17 protein-coding genes are annotated in these 24754 nt (G+C 49.7%); 12 read left to right on the top strand and 5 right to left on the bottom strand.

The genetic code is table 11. From position 1 onward, the window contains the following. The first annotated feature begins 244 nt into the window (after positions 1 to 244). From ACRJJO_RS04690 to ACRJJO_RS04705, 4 genes are all read left to right on the top strand, one after another. Positions 245 to 1102, top strand: a complete 858-nt coding sequence (locus ACRJJO_RS04690; protein ID WP_404361600.1) for a RepB family plasmid replication initiator protein — start codon at positions 245 to 247, stop codon at positions 1100 to 1102. A gap of 641 nt (positions 1103 to 1743) precedes the next feature. After that, positions 1744 to 3219, top strand: coding sequence for a HEPN domain-containing protein (locus ACRJJO_RS04695; protein WP_431064745.1), 1476 nt, complete (start codon positions 1744 to 1746; stop codon positions 3217 to 3219). A 546-nt stretch (positions 3220 to 3765) separates the two neighbouring features. Beyond that, positions 3766 to 4113: an IncP plasmid survival protein KfrB gene (kfrB, locus tag ACRJJO_RS04700; protein ID WP_404361606.1), complete on the top strand. Its 348-nt coding sequence runs from the start codon at positions 3766 to 3768 to the stop codon at positions 4111 to 4113. A gap of 30 nt (positions 4114 to 4143) precedes the next feature. After that, complete coding sequence (locus tag ACRJJO_RS04705; RefSeq protein WP_431064746.1) at positions 4144 to 4863, top strand: IncP plasmid survival protein KfrC family protein; 720 nt, start codon at positions 4144 to 4146, stop codon at positions 4861 to 4863. Between the two features lie 36 nt (positions 4864 to 4899). Here the strand turns inward: ACRJJO_RS04705 and ACRJJO_RS04710 are convergent, their stop codons facing one another. The 3 genes from ACRJJO_RS04710 to ACRJJO_RS04720 are packed head-to-tail and all read right to left on the bottom strand — an operon-like array spanning position 4900 to position 6445. After that, positions 4900 to 5340, bottom strand: a complete 441-nt coding sequence (locus ACRJJO_RS04710; RefSeq protein WP_431064747.1) for a conjugal transfer protein TraM — start codon at positions 5338 to 5340, stop codon at positions 4900 to 4902. Next, entirely contained in the window at positions 5340 to 6065 is a 726-nt protein-coding gene (locus ACRJJO_RS04715; protein ID WP_431064748.1) for an ArsA-related P-loop ATPase, read from the bottom strand. Before ACRJJO_RS04715 ends, ACRJJO_RS04710 begins: the two co-directional genes overlap by 1 nt. Next, on the bottom strand, positions 6065 to 6445 hold the full coding sequence (locus tag ACRJJO_RS04720; protein ID WP_431064749.1) for a TraK family protein: 381 nt from the start codon (positions 6443 to 6445) through the stop codon (positions 6065 to 6067). The genes ACRJJO_RS04715 and ACRJJO_RS04720 overlap by 1 nt, the downstream gene beginning before the upstream one ends. 332 nt (positions 6446 to 6777) lie before the next feature. Between ACRJJO_RS04720 and traJ the strand changes: the two genes are divergently transcribed. From traJ to ACRJJO_RS04760, 8 genes are all read left to right on the top strand, one after another. Beyond that, entirely contained in the window at positions 6778 to 7146 is a 369-nt protein-coding gene (gene traJ / locus ACRJJO_RS04725; RefSeq protein ID WP_431064750.1) for a conjugal transfer transcriptional regulator TraJ, read from the top strand. 34 nt (positions 7147 to 7180) lie between these two features. Continuing rightward, positions 7181 to 9382, top strand: coding sequence for a TraI/MobA(P) family conjugative relaxase (gene traI / locus ACRJJO_RS04730; protein WP_431064751.1), 2202 nt, complete (start codon positions 7181 to 7183; stop codon positions 9380 to 9382). A gap of 4 nt (positions 9383 to 9386) precedes the next feature. After that, complete coding sequence (locus tag ACRJJO_RS04735) at positions 9387 to 11288, top strand: type IV secretory system conjugative DNA transfer family protein (RefSeq protein WP_431064752.1); 1902 nt, start codon at positions 9387 to 9389, stop codon at positions 11286 to 11288. Further along, a complete protein-coding gene (traF, locus tag ACRJJO_RS04740; RefSeq protein ID WP_431064753.1) occupies positions 11285 to 11818 on the top strand; it encodes a conjugative transfer signal peptidase TraF in 534 nt (177 codons plus the stop codon). The genes ACRJJO_RS04735 and traF overlap by 4 nt, the downstream gene beginning before the upstream one ends. 9 nt (positions 11819 to 11827) lie before the next feature. Then, entirely contained in the window at positions 11828 to 13897 is a 2070-nt protein-coding gene (locus ACRJJO_RS04745; protein ID WP_431064754.1) for a DNA topoisomerase III, read from the top strand. A gap of 7 nt (positions 13898 to 13904) precedes the next feature. Further along, positions 13905 to 14123 (top strand): conjugal transfer protein TraD, encoded by a 219-nt coding sequence (locus ACRJJO_RS04750; RefSeq protein WP_431064755.1) that lies wholly within the window; start codon positions 13905 to 13907, stop codon positions 14121 to 14123. Positions 14124 to 14125: 2 nt separating this feature from the next. After that, positions 14126 to 22186: a strawberry notch-like NTP hydrolase domain-containing protein gene (locus tag ACRJJO_RS04755; protein WP_431064756.1), complete on the top strand. Its 8061-nt coding sequence runs from the start codon at positions 14126 to 14128 to the stop codon at positions 22184 to 22186. Between the two features lie 328 nt (positions 22187 to 22514). After that, positions 22515 to 23489, top strand: coding sequence for an AcrVA2 family anti-CRISPR protein (locus ACRJJO_RS04760; protein ID WP_431064757.1), 975 nt, complete (start codon positions 22515 to 22517; stop codon positions 23487 to 23489). 414 nt (positions 23490 to 23903) lie between these two features. On the opposite strand, the gene ACRJJO_RS04765 is transcribed toward ACRJJO_RS04760, so the two are convergent. Together ACRJJO_RS04765 and ACRJJO_RS04770 are read right to left on the bottom strand one after the other, a co-directional pair. Next, on the bottom strand, positions 23904 to 24305 hold the full coding sequence (locus ACRJJO_RS04765) for a YHS domain-containing protein (protein ID WP_431064758.1): 402 nt from the start codon (positions 24303 to 24305) through the stop codon (positions 23904 to 23906). A gap of 44 nt (positions 24306 to 24349) precedes the next feature. Continuing rightward, positions 24350 to 24745, bottom strand: coding sequence for a MerC domain-containing protein (locus tag ACRJJO_RS04770; protein ID WP_431064759.1), 396 nt, complete (start codon positions 24743 to 24745; stop codon positions 24350 to 24352). Between the last annotated feature and the right edge of the window lie 9 nt (positions 24746 to 24754).

Raw genomic sequence — 24754 nt, forward strand, 5'->3', positions numbered from 1 at the left:
AGCGTCTTACGAGCATTAAGGGAGTAATTGACTGTCGTAAACCCACCGGTTGAAATTCAATAAAGGGAGAAATTGACTGTATTGAAGGAAAATATTTTTTCAGTTTCCTTTTATTTGGAAATCAAGTATTTGTTTTTGTCGTCGATAAAACTCTTCGTGCCTGACAAAGAATTTTTTTGATTGATAAAGGGAGAAATTGACGGTATAAAGGGAAAAAAAAATTTAATTTTCCCCATATCGCCGCTTGAGCAAAGACTATCTCGTTGTCGTCAAAGATAACAAAATTATAGAGGCTTCTTATACGCTGTCCTTATCGGAACAGAGGGTTTTGCTCGCCTGTATCAGCCAAATCGATTCGAAAAGCACTTTGCAACCCGACAATAAATTTCATGTGATGGCCAGCGAAATCGTCGACCTAATGGGGCTGGATTCTAGCAATGCCTACCGCGATATGAAGATGGCCGTTGAAAGGCTATATAACCGCACGATTAAGATTGATGGCGAAGACGGCGAAATGCGCTGGATTTACCGCAAGGAATACGTCAAGAACGAAGGCAAAATAACGCTGTACTTCTCGCCCGAGATCATTCCGTACCTTTCCCAGCTATCCGATAAATTCACCGCTTACAAGCTCAAATACGTTACCCAATTCAAAAGCAGCTACTCGATACGCCTTTACGAAATCTTAGTGCAATGGGCATCGGCCGGCGAAAGGGAAGTTAAAGTCGATTGGTTAAGAAAGATTTTCCAGGTCGAGGACAAATACAAGGCGATCAAGGATTTCAAGAAATACATCGTCGAGCCTTCACTTGCCGACATCAACGAGCATTCTAATATCTGGGTCGAATACGGCCAGCGCAAATCCGGCCGGACCGTGACGCATTTTCAGTTTAAATTCGGCCTGAAAAGCCAGCCGAAGTCGAGGCAACAATTGACCGACGCCGATATCGAACGCGAGGCGAGGCCGGGAGAGACGAGGGCGGCTGTGATCGCGCGTTTGACCGGTAATTCGGTGGCCAAGGACGCCAAGCCGGGGGAGACGTTCGATCAGGCCTTGCAGCGGAAGAAGGAATTGGCGGATGTTAAGCGGAAGTTGAGATAATTTGGCAGGTTACGACCCATTTTTGACACTCGGGCTTCTCAAAAGCGGCCATTCGGCCGAAGCCATATTCTGGGATTGAAGGACTATAAAGCCGTCATTGGCGACCTCACCCTATCGGCCATTATGTGAAGTTTCCTTTTATGCACATTGTCTTGGTTTCTCATAGTTGGCGCTAGGAATATAGCGGATTAAGCAAGACAGCCAGATAAAAAGCTGGTCATAATTTTTGCAAACTGCAGGAGTTGATTTTCTGTAGTTCCATTCAGAAACTAACCCTCAGTGCTACAGATAGCTTTTTCTTCTTAAATATTGCTTCCAACAGGGAAACAATCACGCGGAATTTATCCATGATGTCGATAAAAAGTGAGAATTCGATACGTCTGATGACATCGACTGGAATAATCGCTGATATTGCTCCCTTTGGGTGTATTTGAAAGCTTGTTTTAAATCATAGAAATTATGCAAAGATTGCGTGCGAGGTAGAGGCTTTAAAGCCAGCTTACATCATAGTTGTGCCAAAGCCGCTGCTCATAAAAGGAAACTTCACATAATGGCTAATGGGTGACCTCTATGTTTTGGCTTGTACACTGAATGTGTTATCCTCGTGCCCTTTAATTTGGCTTGAATAATGGATAAGACGGGTGCGAGCGGAGTACGAAGGATTTAATAAATCAGGAAATTTTACTCTTAGTTATGGCCAGAATCTTCCGGGTGAACTGCGACTAAAAGGAACGGCAACAAACCTTGAACTGTATTCAAATTCGGCTTTGCCTTTTGATACTTTTGCAAGCCCGGATATCTTTGGTTTTTTCCATGACCGGTCAAGAGTGTCGCTTATCAATTGCATCACGATGTCCCATGGGAGTGGCACAAGAGCTGGTGAACAATTTCATTACGCTACTATTTTCCCTCACTTCGTTATCTTTGGCGACCAACATATCAGTTCCTCTGACCGGAAAATTCGTCAATTAAGATTTATCGTTGATGATGCGCCAACGTTGTTCTATGATTTCGGTACTTTTGGGTCAGTCATCAATGCCCACCCTCACATGGAAAGGATCATCAAGGAGAAAAAGGAAGGACGAATGGTTGATCTTGGAGAGACCCCGCATCTCTTCTACTTCACAGGTAAGCATGAGATATTTGTCGCTGACACCGTGCTCGGTACAATCTCTGCAACTCACGGCATCTCCTATAGTTCTCCCGGGCCGGAAGGTATCCACGTTGATAACGCAATTCGACTTAACTTGGTATTCGACTCAGATAGAACTATCGATGAAGCAATTACAAGCGTGAATGTCATCTTAAGGTTTCTCGAAGTTATTGCAGGCAGACCGCAAAATATCTCGAAATTGGAATTCTTACCTATGTGCGCTGAGGAACATCCTACAGTTCTTGATGTTTATTGGAGCATACCCCCAAGTCGCGACATTGAAGATGAATCGCATAAACCTCATCCAGCAAGCCTACCGATACAAGCAAGCAAAAAGCCGGATGAATTTGCCAGTGTCCTTGCAAAATGGTTAGACCGACACGAAGAGTGGCTAGATGCCAGGGTTAGGTTCTCTGCCGCATTCTCATATCAACACAAGTATGAGATCGACCGTATCGTTGGCGCAGCAAACATGTTCGACATTATGCCTTCCTCAGCATACTCAGAAACAGTTTCTCTTTCTCCTGATTTTGAGGAAGCTAGGAAAAACGCTCGCATTGCGTTTAGGGGCTTACCCCAAAGTCCCGAGCGTGACAGTGTTCTTGGAGCATTAGGGAGAATAGGTAAGGCTACTTTGAAGAGAAAAATCCGGAGTCGCGCCCAACTCATTTCTGATAGCTTTGAAGATAAATTTCCAGAACTAGAATTAGTTGTTGATCATGCAGTTGATTGTAGAAATTACTATGTTCACGGTACTACCAAAAAGTTCGATTATAACGAACATTTTAATCAGGTCATTTTCTTTACTGATACTCTGGAGTTTATCTTTGCTGCTTCTGATCTTATAGATTCGGGTTGGGACATTACAGCTTGGATCAATGGCCCTAAATTGTATTCGCATCCCTTCGGAAAGTATTACGGCGAATACGCAGAACAACTTGTTGCATTAAAGAAGCTACTTTGATTTTTAACACACATTGCGGCTCGGGAGCTCGGTAGGATGCAATAAACAACGTGCACCGCATCGTTCCCGATTGGTGCGGTTCGTAAACTCGACACACCCTACGGCTGCTTCTGGCTGGACATTTGCCATTGGCCCTTTTGTTTCATCTGGCGGGTTTTGGCCAGATTGCGATCTGTCGCAAAATACTTGGAAATGCAGAATGATGGCATAGCATTGACGCCATACATTTTGTGGGCGTTGAGTCCGTGTCGACAGCACCCCAGTCGATTCTGTATTTACGAATTACGGGGCAGTGAGGTAGGGCTTGACCTGGCGAATCATGAATAGATGACTCTATAAAACACGCGTCACATGATTTTATCCGCTAATACCCATTCTCGAATTCTTACGGTCATCCAAATAGTTTATTAAGTTGGCTATTGGTGTAGTTATTGCTCTTCATCTACAATTGCATGCCTATTCGGAACATCAACAAAAAGCCAGTATCTAAATATTGGCTTTTTGTTGTGCCGGATGAATCAATTAGTTATCTGAAACAGGATAGGCATGAAACAGCGTCTTTTAGTAATGAATGGCCAACGGATACTGCAAGGCGAAAGTGATGGGGCATGGACGAGTCAGAAGGTAGACAAAGCGGGCACTTTGAAGCCTGGTATATACAATATTTACACGGCGGAGCCGGTAGATAAGTTGCAGCGATATGATGGCGTCATCGTTTATGCGGACAAAAATAGTGTGTATCAGCAAATAGGTAAAAAATTCGTTATGCATGCTCGGCAAGATTTCGATATAGTGCCTACTTACGGGAGTGTAAAAAGCATTAGTTACAACGATCATGGTAAAGCAGTCATATCGTCCGAGACTGCCAAATTAAGTCGAGGACGCTCCCGATAATTTTTAGCCGCTAAAAATTTGGAGGCGTCTTTGAACAAGTCAGTTGGTGAAAGCGGTCCTTGGGGCAATTTGCCAAGGGTCATTCGAAACGGTGATTTAGGAACTTTAACCGACGATACAGTGGGTCGGGTCGAGCGATTGGAAGAGGGCGGAACTCAAACGCCGCCGGGATCCGCGAGAAAGGCGATAGAGATAAGATTTCCCGGGAACGGTATTGTCGGCGATGTGCTGTTAGAGCGCACTCAGGGCTTGGAGCAAGAACAACAAGCTCTAATAGAAGCCGCTCCTATTGAGCAAACGTATCAAGAAGCATTGGCGCTGTATGCTCAAGCTAAACACGCCCAGGTTGAACAGATCGAGGATCGGATTGAAAACTTGATCGATCGTCAGCAAGCGCGTCTTCAACACACGCAGGCCAATACGCCCGGTTTGTTGTCCATGCCTAGCGCGAAACGGGCATGGCAGGCACGGCACACACAACAGCAAGCACGTCTGCGCAATCTGCATAATCGTCTTGAGACAGTGCGCGAAATCAAGGAAGGGATGGGGATTAATGCCCCAAAAATTGAAGAACTGGCCACCCGTAAGATGCGGGCGGAGAATCCCGAGCTTGCGTCTGATTGGGATGCTATGCGCGAGGCGGCACGGCGTCATCAAGCGCTCATGCGCAAGCAGGAGAGGGAGCGCAAACAAACCCATGAGCAGCGGCAAGGCCGCTCTCAATCCTTAGGACTGTCAAAGCCCCTATAAACGATAGCCCGGTCCTCCGGGTTATGTCTGTTGTCTTTACATCGAGGCGGCCCAAAGGACCAGTCCAGCCGCTATGATCGTCATGCCGGCGGCGATCAGGTTCATGAGGGCCACGCGCTTTGCTTCGCGGATCGGCGCCGCGAACTGTGCGGATGCCGCTTTAATCTCGCGGCGAATCAATTCCGCCGCCGACTTAGCGCCTTCCTGCATCGTTTGGGTCATAGTCTCGCGGCTGACCGTCAAGGCTGCGTTGAGCGTCCTTTCCGCCTTATTTTTTGCATCATCGCTCCATCGGTGCGCAATTGCCTCGAGCTCTTCCTTGAAGTGGTCCAGGATCTCTTGCTGGGCGGCTGCGCTGTCCTGCATTAATCGCTCATTGATGGTTTGAAGGATCAGGATTGGATCGTCTCGGCCGACAGCTATGCCGTGTTTAACTGCAATTTCCTTGATGGTTTCCTCGATTTTGTCAGTCGCCATTACAGCACCGCCGCGTTCTCAAGATGCCCAAAAATCTGAGTGCGCACGATCTTGAGCCGCTGTCTGGTCATGATGGTTAGCGATTGCATGACTAGGGCTTCGTCGAAGGTAAGCCTGGCTTGCAGCATTTCCGAGAAATCCCGTCCGTAGGTTTCTTCCTTGAGCGTCGGAATCTGGATAATGGCCGAAACACGATTTTTGTTGTCTTTGTATGCCTTCATTTGTTCAAATCCCTTGCCTTCGTGCTCGATGGGTCCCCAATAAGGATTCAGCCAGACGACAAACACACATTCATCCGGGAATTGGCCGGCCAATTGAGCAAATCCGCTTACCGTGTCCTGAAGGGCCTGGCCACCGGTGATGACGGTATGAACAATCATCTCATGTCCCATGTCCTTGAGCAGTGCCGGCACTTGGTTACTGATGAGGTAATGCGAGAGCGGGACGAACGAGCTGGCCCCATTGTCGATAATGACATCGCTTTGGGTCGGCGCTATCAGTTCAACCAGGGCATCGAAGTTGCGGGTGTTGATTTCATCGCCATCCATGATGTTCAGACGACGCGCTTTTAATGCCTTGTAGCCCTCGAACGTCGCATTGACAGGATCGGTATCAATGCATAGAGGCGCTTGCCCCTTGTTTGCCTTGTATTGAGCGATTGCGGCCGCGATCATCGATTTACCGACCCCCCCTTTTCCTTGCAAAACCATATGAATTTTAGCCATTAAAATAAATCCTCTTTGTTGGGTTTTGGATCGAATACGAAACCAGCCTGAGAAGAGGGTGGTTTCGTTGTTTTTTGTGTCTTGCTTGTTTTTGATTTTGTATCGCTGTTGGCTGTGGCTGTTGTTTCGGTCTCGGTTGGACGGGCTGCCTGCGGTCGGCGTATCAATCGGTTTACATGGTTTAAGAATGTGTCGTAACCAAATTCGATCCGCTGGGTATCGAACATATTGGCCCATATCGTTTTAACTGCGTAACCCGCATCTAATGCTGCCTGCACATCATTTTTAACGGCCAAGAATGCCACCAAGTTCTTGTCCCGTTTTGTTGATTGCCGTTTTTTGACCCATTCGCCAAGTTGTTCGGGATAGCTTTTAGCCATATCGATTTTTCATCCATCGTTTTCTTATTAATTGTCAACTTTGTGTCATCTCAATCCGGTTGTGTTCGATTATACGTCAAATATACTAAATATTCTCTATATCGAAATAAAATTAGGATATTTTCTAGTCTTTATGTATGATAAATCGAAACTGTAGGGGTATCCTATTCTTGGAGTAACCGTCCGTTAGGACAGGGCAGGATGTGTGAAGTAGGCCCACCCGCAAGCGGGATTTTCCTACTTCACTGACCTTATTCGCGCTACGCACTCAACGGACATCCTGCTCTGCGAGGCTGGCCGGCTACCGCCGACTTTAGAATTGAGAGGAAACCATGGAACATAAAAAGAAAACACGGAAAAGCACGCCACCCATCAAGGTGTATTGCCTTCCGGAAGAGCGGGAGCTGATTGAAGTCAATGCTAGAGCGGCAGGGATGAGTCTGTCTTCTTTTTTGATGACGGTCGGACAGGGTTATAAAATCACAGGCATTGTCGATTACGAACAAGTGCGCGAATTGGCACGTATCAACGGTGATCTCGGCCGTTTGGGCGGCTTACTCAAACTCTGGTTGACCGATGACGTGCGTACCGCTCAGTTTAGCGATGCCACTATTCGAGCCCTGCTGAACCGGATTGAGGCGACGCAAAATGAAATGGGGCGGGTCATGAAGTCCATCGTTCAACCCAGAGCTGAGTCATGATTTTTTTAGCGGCTAAAATTCTAAGGATAGTGTCTTGATTGCCAAGCATGTCCCCATGCGGTCGCTTGGTAAAAGTGACTTTGCAGGCTTGGCGGATTACATCACCGATGCGCAAGAAAAAACCGAGAGATTGGGGGCGGTTCAGGTCACCAATTGCGAGGCCGGTACGGTTCAAGCCGCAATTGCCGAGGCACTGGCAACCCAGCATCTCAATACGCGGGCCAAGGGCGATAAAACCTACCATCTACTGGTCAGCTTTAGAACAGGCGAGAAGCCCGGTGTCGATACCTTAAGGGCCATTGAAGAGCGCATTTGTATGGGGCTTGGTTATGGCGAACACCAGCGAATCAGCGCGGTACATCACGACACGGATAATCTGCATATTCATATTGCCATCAATAAGATTCATCCGACACGCCACACAATGCACGAACCGTATTATCCGCATAAAACGTTGGCCGAATTATGCACAATTCTTGAGCGAGATTACAGACTTGAGCCCGACAATCATATTCCGCGCAAGAGCGGTTCCGAAAATAGAGCCGCCGACATGGAACGCCATGCAGGCGTTGAAAGCCTGTTGGGTTGGATCAAGCGGGAATGTCTGGACGAGATCCAAAGCGCCGCGACGTGGACGGACTTGCATCGGGTGATGCATGAAAACGGTCTGGAATTGCGAGAGCGTGGCAATGGCTTTGTCATTGAGGCGGGCGACGGTACGAGGGTTAAGGCCAGTACCTTATCGCGCGAGTTGTCAAAATCGAAACTCGAGTATCGTCTGGGACCATTCGAGGCATCACCTCAGCGACAAGCCCAGACCAAGCGACACTATCAAAAAAGCCCGATTCGTCTACGGGTTGATACTGTTGAGTTGTACGCCAAGTATAAGGCTGAGCAGCAAACGTCGACGGCGGCGCGTGCCGCCGAGTTGGACAAGGCGCGAAAACGTAAGGAGAGGCGGATAGAGGCCGCCAAGCAGTCGAGTCGGCTGCGTCGAACAGCCATCAAAACATTGACCGAAGGGCGGTTGGTTAAGAAGTTGCTGTATGCGCAAGCCAGTCAAGCGCTTCGTAACGAAATACAGTCGATCAATAAGCAGTACCGGCGGGAGCGGCAAGGTTTCTATGATGAGTTCCGGAGACGGACATGGGCCGACTGGCTCAAGCAGGAGGCGATGCAGGGCAGTGCTGAGGCATTGACCGCTTTGCGTGCCCGTGAAGCCGCGCAGGGGCTCAAAGGTAACACTATTAAAGGCGATGGACAGGCCAGACCGGGTTTTGGCCAAGCGTCTATCTTGGATAACATCACCAAAAAAGGCACGATCATTTTCCGAGCAGGCAGGTCGGCCGTCCGGGATGATGGCGATCGCCTGCAAATATCCCGAGAAGCTTCCCATGAAGGATTGCAACAAGCCTTGACGTTGGCAATGGAGCGCTACGGGAGCCGTATCACCGTCAACGGCGCCGCCGAGTTCAAGGCGCAGATCATCCGAGCCGCCGTCGATTCGCGTTTACCCATCACTTTTGCCGATCCGATTTTGGAAAGCCGGCGGCAAGCGCTTTTAATAAAGGAGCACAGTCATGACAAACGAACAGAACAACATCGAGTCCGAGCTGGACGCGGCATTGGTCGCTCTGAATCAGGAGTCGCTGCCGACCGGCACGCTACCCGATCAGAACCTTATGGCCGAGCAGGCGGCGGTCGAGGAACAGGGGGGCATGTTAGCGCCGGCGTCAGCCGGAAGCCCGACATTGGAGGCATTGGGCGAATCCCGCCGCCCCAAAGCCGGCACCGTTTGCGAGAGCTGTCCCAACTCGGTGTGGTTCGCATCGCCGGCGGAAGTGAAGTGCTATTGCCGCGTGATGTTTCTGGTCACCTGGAGCAGCAAGGAGCCAAACCAGATAACGCATTGCGATGGGGAGTTTCTGGGGCAGGCGTGAGTCCTGAACAAATCACTGCCGCAAAAAAATATATTGACGAAAGAGAGCAAAAGAGGCTTAAAATAAACGATATACCGAATCATAACTTATATAATGGACAAAAAGGAGCCTTCGCTTATGCAGGCGTCAGAACTGTCGATGGTCAGGCTTTGGCATTATTGAAACAGGGCGATGACGTTATGGTTATGCCGATCGATCAAGCGACGACCAGGCGATTGAAGCGTGTCGGGATAGGCGATTTCGTCACGATTACCTCGAGAGGATCGATTAAAACAACATCAGGCAGGAGTCGATGACTACATGAGTACAAAACACAATAATGCAGTGGGTCCCCAGATACGGCGAAAAAAGAAAGGTAATAAACTGTTGCCGGCTTTAGGGGGGCTTTCGCTGGGCGGCGGGCTACAGGCGGCCACGCAGTATTTCGCTGCTGCATTCAATTATCAAGAGAGTTTGGGCGCTCACATCAATCATGTATATGCGCCCTGGTCGATTTTGCAATGGGGGGCGGCATGGTTTAACCAGTATCCGAATGAATTCATGCAAGCCGGCAGTGTGGGTATATTGGTTTCAACGACAGGTCTGCTGAGCGTAGCCGTTGCGAAAGTTATCGCTTCGAATTCATCGAAGGCAACTGAGCACCTGCACGGTTCGGCTCGATGGGCCGGGGTAAAGGATATTCAGGCGGCGGGTCTATTGCCACGGCCGCGCACTTTTCTTGAAGCGGTGACAGGTAAAGATTCGCCATCCTCTACCGGGGTGTATGTCGGCGGATGGGAAGATAATCAGGGTAAATTTTACTACTTGCGCCATAACGGGCCGGAACACGTTTTGACCTATGCGCCGACCCGTTCAGGCAAGGGTGTCGGACTTGTGGTGCCGACCCTGCTTTCATGGCCGGCCAGCGCGGTTATCACCGACTTGAAAGGCGAGCTGTGGGCATTGACAGCGGGCTGGAGAAAGCAGCACGCTAAAAACAAGGTTCTAAACTTTGCGCCGGCATCGGTCAGCGGCGGCGTATGCTGGAATCCATTAGATGAAATCCGCACCGGAACGGAATACGAGGTGGGCGACGTACAGAACCTTGCCGCCCTCATTGTCGATCCGGACGGTAAGGGTCTCGAATCGCATTGGCAGAAGACCGCTTTTGCGCTTCTGGTTGGCGTCATCCTGCACGCACTCTACAAGGCAAAACAGGAAGGCACGCAGGCCACGTTGCCATCGGTCGACGCCATGCTGGCCGATCCTAATCGTGACATTGCCGAGCTCTGGATGGAAATGGTGACCTACAGCCATTACCCAAACGGCGAGAACCATCCGGCCATTGGCTCGGCCGCTCGCGACATGATGGATCGGCCCGAGGAAGAAGCCGGGTCGGTCCTTTCCACGGCCAAATCCTACTTGGCCCTGTATCGAGATCCCGTCGTAGCGAAGAATGTCAGTCAGTCGGAGTTTCGCATCAAAGATTTAATGAATCACGATGACCCTGTGAGTCTGTACATCGTGACTCAGCCGAACGATAAGTCCCGTCTGAAGCCGTTGGTGCGCGTGATGGTCAACATGATCGTTCGTCTGCTGGCCGACAAGATGGCGTTCGAGAACGGTCGCCCGGTGGCGCACTACAAACATCGTTTGCTCTTGATGCTGGATGAGTTTCCAAGTCTTGGAAAGTTGGAAATCCTGCAAGAGTCTCTGGCTTTCGTAGCCGGTTACGGAATCAAGTGTTATCTGATCTGTCAGGACATTAACCAGCTCAAGAGCCGTGAAACAGGATACGGTCACGATGAACAGATTACCTCGAATTGTCATGTTCAGAACGCTTATCCACCCAATCGCATTGAGACGGCCGAGCATCTTTCGCGCTTAACCGGGCAAACCACTGTGATTAAAGAGCAGATCACCACAAGCGGACGCCGAACGGCCGCTATGATGGGACAAGTCTCACGTACCATTCAGGAAGTGCAGAGGCCATTATTGACGGCCGATGAATGCCTACGTATGCCGGGGCCGCGCAAGAATGCGGCGGGTGAGATTGAAGAAGCGGGGGATATGGTTATTTATGTAGCCGGTTATCCCGCCATCTATGGAAAACAACCGCTCTATTTTAAGGACTCGATTTTTCAAGCGCGGGCTTCGATCCCGGCTCCGCTGTTGAGCGACAAACTTATTCAGGTGCACGACGAAGTGGAGATCACGATATGAAATGCTTGAAACGCTTTACGGATCGTGTTGCGAGAGCAGGAATTGCCGCTCTGATCGTTAGTGGATGCGCTTATGCTGCCGGAGTACGCATTAACACAACGAAAAGCATTCCGGTTGGATTGTATTTGACCAGCAATGCTCAAGTAGCGAAAGGCGCCTATGTGCTGTTTTGTCCGCCGGAAAATGAAGTGTTCACAATGGCGAAGGAAAGAGGGTATATCGGGGGCGGGTTTTGCCCGGGTGGATATGGTTACCTGATGAAACGCATTTTAGCGGCTAAAAACGACATCGTAGTGATCGATGAAGCGGGTGTACGGGTCAATGGCGAGCTTCTTCCTTTCAGTGTACCCCGCAAGGTTGATAGTGCCGGGCGGGCATTGCCGCATTTCCAGGCAGATCACTATAGATTAGGCGACGACGAATTACTGCTGATGTCCGATGTTAGCGGCACGTCCTTTGATGGCCGCTACTTCGGGCCTGTCGATCGTTCACAAATTAAGACCGTGATACGGCCGGTAATGACGTTGTAAGGAGCGGGTATGAATCTATTTATTGCAGAAAAGCCTTCTGTGGCAAAAGCCATTGCGGGGGAATTGGGAATGACAGGCAAAGGCGATGGCTTTATCCAGTGTGGGAGCGACAAAGTAACCTGGTGCTTTGGACACATGCTCGAACAGGCCGAACCGGATGATTACACACCGAGTGATGTACCACGCGGCCACAATGGCAAGAAAGTCTGGCGAGTTGATGAACTGCCTATCATTCCGACGACCTGGATACTCATGCCCAAGGAGGATGCAAAGAAACAATTGGCCGCGATCGGTAAGCTACTCAAAGAGGCCGACGTCATCGTGAACGCCGGCGATCCCGACCGTGAAGGACAATTGCTGGTAGATGAGGTCCTTGAACACTTCAACAATACCAAGCCTGTACGTCGTTTCTGGGTGTCTGCGCAAGACTCTGTTTCAGTCCAACGTGGACTGGCTGCCTTGAAGGATAACACCCATTTTGCCGGCTGGGCCGATGCCGCCAAGGCACGGCAGCGTGCCGACTGGCTCATTGGTATGAACCTTAGCCGCGCATTCACGTTGCGGGCGCAACGTGGCGGTTCTCGAGCGTTGCTGACCGTTGGCCGAGTACAGACGCCCACCTTGGCCCTAGTTGTTGCGAGGGATAGAGAAATCGAAGGATTCAAGCCGGTCCCGTACCACACTATCCGAGCCGAGATTCAGCACGCTGGGGGTTCCTTTTTCGCCGCGTGGAAGGCTAAAGAAGATCAAGTCGGCCTTGATTCCGAAGGCCGACTTGTCGATACCGCTATTGCCAACGCGCTTGTCGAGAAGATAGCCGGCAAGCCCGGCATCATTGCCGAGTATAAGCAGGAAGCCAAGGCACAAAACCAGCCGCTGGCTTTTGCGCTGTCCGACATAACGCTATTAGCCTCTCATAAATTCGGCTATAGCTCTGAAGAGGTGCTGAAAGCCTGCCAGGCGCTTTATGAAACGCACAAATTGACTTCCTACCCGCGTACCGATTGCGCCTATCTGCCGGAATCTCAACACGCCGATGCAGCCGGTATTTTGGCAGCGATCAAATACGTCAATCCCGAGCTGGGCGGGATCGTGGACGGTGCCGATCCACGCATCAAGTCCAAAACGTGGAACGACTCGAAGATCACCGCGCACCACGGGATCATCCCGACGCTGCACAAGGGAGGAAAATCCGGCCTTAGTGACAAAGAGCGCACTATCTATGAGCTGATTGTTCGGGCTTACCTAGCTCAGTTCTATCCGTTGCACGAGTACATGCAAACAACCGTGAGTGCGGAAGTCGAGAGCGAAACCTTCACCGCGAAAGGGAAGGTCATCACGCGCAACGGCTGGCGAGATGTATTCCAAGAAGCCGACGAGGACGACAAACACGATTCGGTAGAAGGCAACGGGCAACGCTTGCCGGCCATGAAACAAGGCGACGATGTGACCTGCGGACAGGCCACTAGACGGGATGCCAAGACGAAGCCGCCGGCCAGGTTTACCGAAGGCACGTTAACCCGCGCAATGGAGAACATACATAAATTTGTATCGGACCCGGATCATAAGAAGGTGTTGCGTGATGGCGATGGCATCGGTACATCGGCCACCCGAGCATCCATTCTTTCGGAGTTAAAACGCCGAGAGTTCCTAGAACTCAAGGGCAAACATATTATTAGCACGACATTGGGTCGCAGCGTCATCAATGCTTTGCCGGAAGTCGTGAAAAGTCCGGTTTTGACTGCCTTGTATGAACGAATGTTGAAAGGTATCGAGCAAGGCAATACCGAGATGGGCGCATTCATAGCCCGGCAAGAGGATTTTATCCGCGAACAAGTGGCGAAGGCGAACGCGGGAGCCGTGCGCATTGCCGGCGGTAAAGAGGGGACTCCGGTATCTTCGCTGCACAAATGCATGGCGTGCGGTAGCGGCCTTTCACGTCGGCCCAGCAAAAAGCCAGGGCATTTTTGGTGGGGATGCAGCAACTTCCCTACCTGCAAGCAAACCTATCCCGAGCTAAAAGGACGACCCGACTATAGCAAGGGCCGAGATAACAATGAGGCAGTCATTAAGGGGTAATACCATCATGAATAATGAAACTAATAGCAGTTCAAACACCGAAATCGAGATAGCGATCAAGCCGACTGACGCACTGATTGAAAAACTGAGCGATGCAGAAACGGCGCCAGGCTTTGAGGTGGAGTTTGATCCGGATGAGGCCGAGAAAGCCGGTGCATTTGAAGAGGACGCTATCGGTGAATCAGACGCGTTAGACAGTAGCGCGGACTTAATCTCGGGTAGTTAAATATGGCGAAGAAATCGAATCCGGATCAATGGGATTTATTTAGCGACTGGCTGGTTGTGGCCGATGCGCCGATATCGCCGATTGTTCATTCAAAAGAAGAGGCGGACCCATCACCGATATCGATAGATCAGTCTCGCTATGTTCTCGCGTTACGACTCGCTGATAAGCTCGATAAGGACGGTGAAATCACGACAAAATTCTTAACTGATGAGGCCAATAATGCTTTCGGCGGAACGATGGCCGAAGGGGTTTATTCAACGAAAGACGCCTATGATGCGATGGAAACTGCATTCAACATCCATCTAGGCAACACCGAGAAAGCCGATTGGACTGAACAGAATGCCGCATGGGCAACCAGCAAAACTAAAGAACTCACCAGCCGAATCCAGAAACTGCCCACGCAGACGCGGCGGGATGAGGAAATGGAAGAGTTTCAGCAATTCAGTACACCGCCCGCTTTATCTTTTGTTGCCAATTGGGTGGCGAACGTCAAGCCCTATGATGTGATGGGCGAACCCTCCGCAGGTACTGGCGATTTAGCGATCTGGTCAAAGATTGCAGGGGCCGAAATTGTTTTAAATGAGTTATCGTCACGCCGGCAGGCGTTACTTTCCTCACTGTTTCCAAAGGCGAGACTGTTCAAGGAAAACGCGGAGCAGTTGGACAACGTATTACCACCCGACATAAAGCCTTCCGTCATTGTCATGAATCCGCCGTTTTCTTCGACCGCTGGCCGAGTTCGAGGGCAGCGCGACACATCGAACGGCGCAAGGCACATCGAACAGGCATTAAAACGCTTACAAGACGGCGGCCGGCTGGTTGCTGTCGTCGGCAATGGAATGGCCGCTGATCGACCGGCATTCGGTAAGTGGTGGAAGGAGATAGAGAAAAAGTACAACGTGCGTGCGAATGTCGGCATAGCCGGCAAGGAGTATGCGAAGTACGGTACGACGTTCGATAACCAACTCTTGGTTATCGATAAAACCGGGATGACGACTCAGCCCGTCTTAACGGGTAGAGTCGATTCGGTCGCCGATTTACCCATATTATTAGAAGGTATTAGAAATGAACGTCAGCACATACAACGAGGCTTCAATCAACCAGCAATCGATGAAGATACTCCAACAGTCCCGGATAGTTTACAACCCAGCGACGGAGCTCGCGGCACTGGTTCTGATACGGGAAGCTCTCGAACGGAACCTATTGGACACGGGGGAGATTCAGGAGCCTCTGTTACTGATAGCCAAGTTGGAGGCGAATCCGGAATTGGCGATGACGCTAATGACGGAATCGGAACTGGGAGTGGAATTTCAAATGGAACTGTCGGAGACACTGGCCGAAGCGGCGGCGCAGATATTGGAGGAAATAGTGGCATCAGCGAAAGCAACCCTGTCGGTGCCGTTGCAATAGAGGTCAAGAGCGGAGAAGTTAGCGAGTTCACCGATTCGGTATTCGCATCTTACAGCCCGCAACGCCTCACTATTCCAGGCGCAAAACCACACCCCGGAAAGCTGGTGCAGTCAGCGGCAATGTCGGCCGTTGAGCCGCTAACGCCGACTTATGCTCCGGTTTTGCCCGTGAATGTAATACAAGATGGCCTACTGTCTATTGCGCAACTTGAGTCTATTGTTTACGCAGGACAAGCACATTCCGAATTGTTGCCGAATGGATCACGGAAGGGCTTTTTCATTGGCGACGGCACCGGCGTCGGCAAAGGCCGGGAAATATCCGGCATTATTCTCGATAACCTGATGCAGGGTCGAAGCAAGGCCGTCTGGGTTTCGTTCAACGAGGGATTGATTGAGGATGCGAGACGGGATTTCGCAGGCGTAGGCGGCGATCCCAGCAAGATTTTCTTTCAGGGCAAAACCAAGGCCGGTAATGAAATCACTCAAAAAGACGGCATTCTGTTTACCACTTATTCAACACTTCGCGGGGGCGAGAAAAAACTAGCCAATGACTTAGGGCAGAAGGGCGGCAAGACCCGAGCTCAACAGATCATTGACTGGCTGGGCAAAGATTTTGATGGCGTGATTGCATTTGATGAAGCGCATAGCATGGGTAACGCTATTGCCGTCAAGGGCAAACGCGGCGTTAAAAAGCCTTCGCAACAAGCGATTGCCGGTATCAATCTGCAAAAAGAACTGCCCAATGCGCGTGTCACCTATGTGTCGGCTACCGGCGCTACGGAAATTAGCAACTTGAGCTACGCGGATCGGCTGGGTCTGTGGGGTGAAGGCACGCCATTCGCCGACACGACTGCGTTTATCGATAATGTGTCTAAAGGCGGTATTGCCTCAATGGAACTGATTAGCCGTGATATGAAGGCGATGGGCATGTATCTCGCCCGTTCGCTGTCGTATGACGGCGTGAGCTATGAACGGCTGGAGCATACGCTTTCAGATTTGCAGGAAGACATCTACAACGAACTCGCCGGCGCTTGGCAAGTGGTTTTAGACAATGTGGATCAGGCATTGGAAATCACCCAAGCCGGTAAGAGCGGCGCAGGGAAGAGTGCGGCAATGTCGCAATTCTGGGGCGCTCATCAGCGTTTTTTCAATCAAATCATCACCGCGATGCAAACGCCTCGTGTGATTGACGATATTCGCGAACAGCTGGATGCCGGCCATGTTGCCGTCATTCAGTTGGTCAACACAAACGAAGCGTCCCAAGAACGGATCATTGCCGATGCGGCGTCCAATGACGCAGCCCTTGAAGACTTGGATTTTACGCCAAGACAGATGTTGATGGACTACGTTCGCAACGGTTTTCCGGTTGCGGCCTATGAAGAGTCTAAAGACAGTAACGGTAATACTGTTTATATCCCTGTCCGTGATGCAGAAGGTAATCAGGTCTTTGATCGCGAAGCGATTGCCTTGCGTGATGCTTTATTGGAAACGCTGCATCAAATCCGGGTGCCTGAGAATCCGCTCGATTCCATCATCAACGCCTTTGGTTCTGACACCGTAGCCGAAGTCACCGGCCGTAGCCGTAGGTTTGTCCAGGTTCGTGATGATGAAGGCAATCTAAGGGTTGTTGAAGAAAAGCGAGGTAAGAATGCGTCCAGGGCCGATGCTGAAGCCTTCCAAAACAACAAAAAAGATATTTTGGTGTTTTCCGGAGCGGGTGGCACCGGGTACTCATTTCATGCCGACAATACCGCCGAAAATCAGCGTAAACGGGTTCACTATATTTTGCAGCCGGGTTGGCGAGCCGATTCTGCGGTACAAGGCTTCGGCCGAACCCATAGGACTAACCAGGCGCAAGAACCGCATTATGTGTTGCCCACGACCAACCTGAAGGCGCAAAAGCGTTTCGTGTCATCCATTGCCCGCAGACTGGATCAGTTAGGCGCATTAACTCGCGGCCAACGTGAAGCGACCGGTCAAGGCATGTTTACGGCATCCGATAATCTTGAGAGCGAATATGCCTCGACTGCGCTGAAGAATTTCTTTAGTGATCTTTATCGCGGTCAAACCAGCCTGTCATTTCATGAGGTCACCAAGCAGATGGGGTTAAATCTGCTCGATGAGAATTTATCGTTGAGTGAAAGCAAGATCCCGGCAATACCGCAGTTTTTGAATCGGTTGTTGTCGCTGAAAACGGACATGCAGAACGCTGTTTTTGGCGAGTTTGAGGATAGGTTGATAGAGGCCGTGGAATATGCCAAACAGCGGGGTTTATATGATGTCGGATTGCAGACCTTGACCGCTCTGAGCATTGTCAAGACGCGTGATGATGTTGCTTATGAAGATAAAAATACCGGAGCACAGACCCGCTATGTCGAGTTGGCTGTTACCAACGAGGTTAAATATAACTCATGGGAAGATGCCAAAAAGTTAGTGCGTGAAAATCCGAGGGATAACGACATAAGTGGATGGTTTGTCGCTGAATTCGGAAAAAACAAAGGAGATGTCTTTTTTCTTTCGGATATAGGCGAAAGACTCAATTCAGAAGGCAAGACGGTACACCGCGGCGTCGTGCATACGATCAGAAAAAACGATCATCGATACATCGATAATGCCGATGCGATTAGTCGTGGATGGGATTACAGGGTTCTTTCGGGTAGTTACCAGAAGGTGACATTGACTCGGGCTATAGATGAAGCGGAGGCCAAAAAACTTTGGAATGAACAACTGGCCAATGCGCCGAAAACTGAAACCAAAACTGAGCGGATGATAGTCGGCGTGATCCTGCCTATTTGGGATCGTGTCGAGGGATCGGAAACCATCAAGCGGTTGCAAACCGATGACGGCGAGCAGCTGCTGGGCCGAATGTTGGGGCCAAAGGCCGCCAAGCAAACGCTCAAGAATTTGGGGTTGGATTCCGGTTTGTCCAATATGCCGACCAACGATTTGTTTAATTCAATAAAGAACGGCAACAAGGCCATTCTTTCAAACGGCTGGGAAATTACAACCGCCAAGGTCAATCGCGAGGATCGGATCGAGATCAAAGGGCGAGGCTATCTAACCGATGCCGAACAACGTCTTCTGAAAGATCAGGGCGCATTTGTCGAGCGTATCAGTTGGGTGGATCGGGTATTTATTCCAACGGGTAGCAACGGAGTTGGAGTGTTTGAACGGATCACCGCATCAAAGCCTGTTGTTGATTTGGTCGAGAAAAGCCGGAACAAGGAAAACGATGAAGTTGAGCAAGAACATGGCATTCCCAAAGTAAAAAACGAATCGGCCATTCCCCCTGTGAATAGTGAGTTGGTCGTCAAAGCTGATGATGTCAGTAATACCGCAGACCTACAAAGCCAAAGTGAGGTTATTTCAATGAGTCAGAAGAATCAGAAGAAACCGTATCACGAGACAGTCGCCGAGAATTTAATCAAGCAACTCGAAGCAGGGACAGCGCCGTGGCAACGACCTTGGGAGGCCGGAGCGTCAGGATCTTTCTTGCCGTATAACCCGACTACCGGGAATCGCTACAAGGGGATCAATGCGCTGCACCTGATGGCTCAGGATCGCGTCGATCAGCGTTGGATGACGTATAACCAAGCGGCAGCTGAAGGAGCGCAAGTCCGGAAAGGCGAGAAGGGCACGGGTATTCAATATTGGAAGTTCACCGAAGAACAGACCAAGAAAGATGAGTATGGAAAACCCGTTTTAGACGCCGAAGGAAAGCCCGTTAAAGTGACTGTTAAGCTGGAACGTCCTCGTGTGTTTTTCGCGACCGTATTCAACGGTGAACAAATCGATGGATTGCCGGAGCTTGAGAAAAAAGAACAAACATGGGATCCGATCGAGCGGGCGGAGACTATATTGAACGCATCCGGTGCCAATATTCAGCATAACGGCGGTGAAAGAGCATTTTACCGATCATTGACCGATAGCATTCACTTGCCGGATAAGGGGTTGTTTTCAAGCGCAGATCGCTATTACTCGACGGCATTACACGAGTTGGGCCACTGGACTGGTCACTCATCACGCCTAGATCGAGACCTGGCACATCCTTTCGGCAGCGAGGGGTACGCCAAGGAAGAACTTCGGGCGGAAATTTCCAGCATGATTTTGGGTGATGAACTTGGGATTGGACATGATCCAGGTCAACATGCGGCTTATGTTGGATCGTGGATCAAGGCGCTTAAGGAAGATCCATTAGAGATATTCCGAGCGGCCGCTGATGCCGAAAAGATACAAGGCTATATTCTTGGTCTTGAACAACAGCACATCCAGGAGCAGGAGAAAGAGCAGACACACACTGCAACACTCGCCGATCTTACCACGAAGGAATACCAGCGCATGCAAGCTGCGGAGGAAAACTATCATCAGGAGTTAGTCCGTGTGTACGGTGAATCCAGCGCAAATGAGGCCCGTTACCAATTAAGCCATGAGGATCCCATTGTTCAAGCCTCCAAAGAAGTGTTTCTTGCCGCATCTGAAGCATGGCACAACGCAATTAATGACGCACGGAAATCAATAGATGGAGGCAATGTATCCCAAGCCAACGAGGATAAAGCGATGACAGAATACCAAGACGAGCTTGCACGATTGTTAAAACTTTCGCCATTGACACCAAAGTTGTCGGCATTGGCCCGCTCCGAATCATTAAGCAAACGGGAATTGTTGGATGAGATTGTGTCAATGGAACCCCCGGAAACGAATAGCAAAGAATTTATTCTAGCCAGCGATCAATTTACGTTTTGGAACGGTGATGGATGGCGTGGACTCGATGAAGCCAAACGTTACAACGATCCTACTACAGCATTCAAAGACGCCCTTTCTTTAGATGAAAGTGAGCGCGATTATCTGGAAGAGAGTGCGGTTATGCTTTATGAGCACGATCACAATGCAAAAACGTTCAATCTAACAGTAACAACCGCATTGATGAGCAACAAACCGGCCTTAAGAGATCGATGGATTAAGCACTTCGGTGAAGCATGTCCGGAAGATATTTTGGCGGCTAAAACCGAACGCAGTAATACCGAAAACATTACGCAGGGAGATACTGATTCAACGTCTAATTTCAGGACCTATATCAATGTTCCCTATAAGGAAAAGGATAACGCGAAAAAGCTTGGTGCTCGGTGGGACCGTCAAGAGCGATCTTGGTTTATTCCCCCTGGCGTTGATCCCGAACCGTTTGCTAACTGGATAACACATAAAAGCGACGATTCGGTTGATCGACCCATTGATTACGAACCCGTAAGCCCGGTCAAAAATGATAAACGCGAGTATTTAGCAGTGCCGTATGGTGAACGTAACGCCGCCAAATCCGCCGGTGCGTTATGGGATAAAGTTGCTAAGTCGTGGTACGTTGGCCCTAATGCACAGAGGGATGAGTTGGAGCGCTGGAAGCCTGATAATGTCCCTAATCAACAAAGTCCGGCAATATCCCCCATGGAGGAATTCGCAGACGCCATGCGATCGATCGACTTTATTGTGGCCGACGGACACCCAATTATGGACGGCAAAAAACACCGAATCGAAGTGGGGGGCGATAAGACCGGAGAGAAATCCGGATTCTATGTCGGTCACTTGGATGGTCATCCTGCCGGCTACATTAAGAACAACCGCACCGGCATTGATATGAAATGGAAATCAAAGGGATATTTGCTCGATCCACAGGAAAAAGCAAAATTGCAGGCCGAGGCTGCCGAGAAATTGGCAGCCAGGGCGGCTGAACAGGAACGAGTCCATGAAGCTACTGCGCAACGAGTAAGCCGTCAAACGGCTAATTTAGTGCTGGTATTCGAGCCAACCCCCTATCTGCGAGATAAAGGCATTCAGCCACATGCAGGCACACTCACCGACGCCGGGGGCCAGAAAACGTACATTCCGGCCACTGACGTCGACGGCAAGCAATGGACGATGCAGTATATTCAAGAAGATGGAACCAAGCGGTTCGCCAAAGATAGCCGTAAAGAAGGTTGCTTCCATGTGATTGGTGGGATTGAATCCCTTGATCAAGCACCGGCCTTGGTCATTTCTGAGGGTTACGCGACGGCCGCCACTAATGCCGAGGCATTGGGTTTCGCCACTGTAGCCGCATTTGATTCCGGGAATCTTCCGGTTGTGGCCAAGGCGTTGCGCGAAAAGTTTCCGGATAAACCCGTTATCATCGCCGGCGACGACGATAGGAACCGGCTTCTCACGGATGGTATTAATCCAGGTCGCAGTAAAGCCGAAGAGGCGGCCAAGGCTGTTAATGGCACAGCGATATTTCCAATCTTTGCGCCGGGTGAAAATGTTTATCCATCTAATCTTGAATCGTTTACTCCCCAACAGTATAGAGAGCATGATCGTGCAATGCGCCGTCTCGAAGCCGCTCAGAAGGAGCCGGAAACGGTAAAACTTTCGGATCAGGAAGTGATTAAACTGCAAAATGCTTTGCTCAGTTCTGAACAAATTGATGCCCTTGATAAAATGAAGGCACATACAGATTTTAATGATCTTGCCACACGGAGCCAATTAGGGCGAAACGGATTGGAACGCCAGGTTAGGGCGGCACTTAGCCAGGCCCTTCAGGACAATGTACAACGCGAAAAGCAGGAGCAAACGAAGGAACAAAAACATGCACAGGAACAGCGACCTAAGCGGACGGCCTGTATTGGTTAGTTGTTGTTTCTTGATTTTATAATCGGGTTTTTTGCACTTATCCGGCATTTTTATCTCGGATTGTCTGATTTTATAAATTCAGTTTTTCTCACTTTAATTCTATCCAGTTGTTAACGCCGATCAAAATCGGCCCAAAGCTGCCGGAGTTAAATGCCGAAGAAAGACCGAGTAATTTACTCAACAAAAAAAGGGGGGGCCGTAAGGAACGGAAAATAAATCAAAATAAACGAACGACGAACTTTTATCGATTGATCAATCGCCGCAAGGACGCGACAAATTAGTTTGTTTTATGCTTAGATAGCTTGTTTGACAGCCTTTGAAGCCTTTTATGCTACGCCCCCTTGAGAACTTGAACGCCATTGCTAAACATTATCCCGATGCCTGGAAGCAGGTCGAGATTTTCCGGCAATACCGGGACAAGGATTTACCCGATTGGCCGAACTGGTGCTTTATGCCGATGGCCGCTTGGTACTCAATTATCAGCGCGCAACATCAAACCGGCCGCTTGCCGTTGAACCTCGTTGCCGACGTGGCGAACCTTGCCGCGCTGGGTTCCTGGCGATACAGCCAAGGCGTTTACCGATTCGATCCAGACACGTTTGCCGCATTGGCCGACACGACGGTTAAAGGCGAGATCCCAAGCGATGTCTTGCTGCGCCTGCCTGAATGGTGCGTCTATATTGAAATGCCGGAAGATTATCGGTGGTTTGAAACACGCCTCTACGGTTTCTGGGTGCATCTGGAACAGGACACGAACACGCACCGAAACGAGCTGCGTTTTCTGCTCGATACCGAATCCGAACTACAACCGCATATTCTGCATATCGGGCCATGGACGATTACCGAAGCGGTTGACCGGTGGTTTAGCGAAGCGAAACGGCAGGGCGAACAAGCAAACATTGTGATGCCTGAATCCTCTGAAATTGGCGTTTCGGTTGAGAATATCGCCAAATCGATCAATCCGTTAGTGAGCCTGGTTCTGTACCTGTGCAGCGAAGAGCCGGAAATTGTCGACCCGAAGGTACCCGAGGAGAAACCGCATTATCCGCGGCCGAAAAAGGTCAAAGGCGGTTGGCGGTTATTCCCGCCCGACAAGCCGAAAATCTGGTCGATCGGAGAAAAGACCGGCACCCAGTTGCGGCATGTGAACGAAACGGAACCGTTCGGCCGCGTTGTCAAACCGCATTTGCGCCGGGCGCATTGGCACGGCTTTTGGCGGGGTCAAAAGACAGGAGAACGCCAGTTTCGTTATAAATGGCTTTCGCCTATCATAGTCGGCCGTAACGACAACAACGACGATTAAAATCGAATCCAACCATGAAAAATCTTCTCCAATTTGGAGTTGTAGGCCGGAACCTCAGAAAATTTTGTCACACTGAATAAACCTATTTTGCATATTCCAGCAACTGGTTCCGATACCACCCAGGCCATCGATTCCGATACGAATCCACCAGTAGTGAATGTCGTCTTTTGAGAGTGGTGAATTGTCGCAATCGGCCAAAACCGGCCGTTGGCAATGCCGGCGTAATTTTTCGTCGCTAACCTCAACGAATGGCAGCTTTCCGGCGAGCTACCTTGTGTCCTCTTTGGCTTGATCCGGCCATTATGTGAAGTTTCCTTTTATGTGAGGGTACTGTGCATAATCATCCGTAAATATACGTTAGTATGGTTTTTGAACGTAAAAAAAGGGATATCCACTCATCAAGTTATTTTCGCGCTATTCTTGGATGCGATTTGAATTATTTTTTTTGCAGCATCCATCTTGCCCGCCAAAAATTCCAGCATAATCTGTTTGCCAAGCTAATCGCCTTATAAAATAATCCTGGTCCTCTTTAAATACATCCAGACAATGAGGACAACGGCAAAAATTGAATATTGTCCCGTTAAATCTATGCTTTATCGTATTGTTAATAGGTTTTTCGGCCAAGCAAACAGGACAGACAGTTAAATCTGATGTCTCTTTCAGAAATTGTTCTGGATTGGTTTTAAACAGTTCCAGGCATCCTTCACAGCAGAACCAATATTGCTTTTCGTTATAATGAAAGGAGTTTGCCTTTTCCTGAGTGATACCTAAACGGATTAATGAGCAGCCACAAGCAGCACAAATAGGTGTTTTCATAAGTACCTTATTTTACGATGACTCAGAATGAGTATCCTAAAATATCAGCATTTAGAGCAGTGCTCAGGCTCACTTTTGTAATCCCACACGTTACCGGCAAAAAATAGCGCCAATCCTATATAAACCAGGACAGTTCCAAAGCCGACGCCAGCAACGGATACAAACAATCCAAGCACACTAATGGCCGCCCCGATGCTGGCTAATTTAAAAGGTGATAGTGTCTCTGTTTGACTGATCGCCTGATTTTTGACAGAACGATGCAGCATCCACAAATTGATGCCGATAAAAACCATAAACAAGGGAATAAGAATCGCGTCATGGATTAAAAAACCCAGGCCAATGGCAGTGAGAGCGCTGATAACGACCGTCAACCCCAGGCAACAGGCAGCGGTGATAGCTGCGCCAACCAGTCCGGCGGTTTTTTTTGTTTGATCTTTCATGATAAGCCC

Source organism: Methylotuvimicrobium sp., assembly GCF_050611805.1.
In the GTDB taxonomy this organism is placed as follows: domain Bacteria; phylum Pseudomonadota; class Gammaproteobacteria; order Methylococcales; family Methylomonadaceae; genus Methylotuvimicrobium.

Bases quoted from the DNA above. Each gene is read 5' to 3' on its own strand.
- kfrB (WP_404361606.1), top strand. From the start codon at position 3,766: ATGAAACAGCGTCTTTTAGTAATGAATGGCCAACGGATACTGCAAGGC.
- ACRJJO_RS04710 (WP_431064747.1), bottom strand. From the start codon at position 5,340: ATGGCGACTGACAAAATCGAGGAAACCATCAAGGAAATTGCAGTTAAA.
- ACRJJO_RS04715 (WP_431064748.1), bottom strand. From the start codon at position 6,065: ATGGCTAAAATTCATATGGTTTTGCAAGGAAAAGGGGGGGTCGGTAAA.
- ACRJJO_RS04720 (WP_431064749.1), bottom strand. From the start codon at position 6,445: ATGGCTAAAAGCTATCCCGAACAACTTGGCGAATGGGTCAAAAAACGG.
- traJ (WP_431064750.1), top strand. From the start codon at position 6,778: ATGGAACATAAAAAGAAAACACGGAAAAGCACGCCACCCATCAAGGTG.
- ACRJJO_RS04735 (WP_431064752.1), top strand. From the start codon at position 9,387: ATGAGTACAAAACACAATAATGCAGTGGGTCCCCAGATACGGCGAAAA.
- traF (WP_431064753.1), top strand. From the start codon at position 11,285: ATGAAATGCTTGAAACGCTTTACGGATCGTGTTGCGAGAGCAGGAATT.
- ACRJJO_RS04745 (WP_431064754.1), top strand. From the start codon at position 11,828: ATGAATCTATTTATTGCAGAAAAGCCTTCTGTGGCAAAAGCCATTGCG.
- ACRJJO_RS04750 (WP_431064755.1), top strand. From the start codon at position 13,905: ATGAATAATGAAACTAATAGCAGTTCAAACACCGAAATCGAGATAGCG.
- ACRJJO_RS04755 (WP_431064756.1), top strand. From the start codon at position 14,126: ATGGCGAAGAAATCGAATCCGGATCAATGGGATTTATTTAGCGACTGG.
- ACRJJO_RS04760 (WP_431064757.1), top strand. From the start codon at position 22,515: ATGCTACGCCCCCTTGAGAACTTGAACGCCATTGCTAAACATTATCCC.
- ACRJJO_RS04765 (WP_431064758.1), bottom strand. From the start codon at position 24,305: ATGAAAACACCTATTTGTGCTGCTTGTGGCTGCTCATTAATCCGTTTA.
- ACRJJO_RS04770 (WP_431064759.1), bottom strand. From the start codon at position 24,745: ATGAAAGATCAAACAAAAAAAACCGCCGGACTGGTTGGCGCAGCTATC.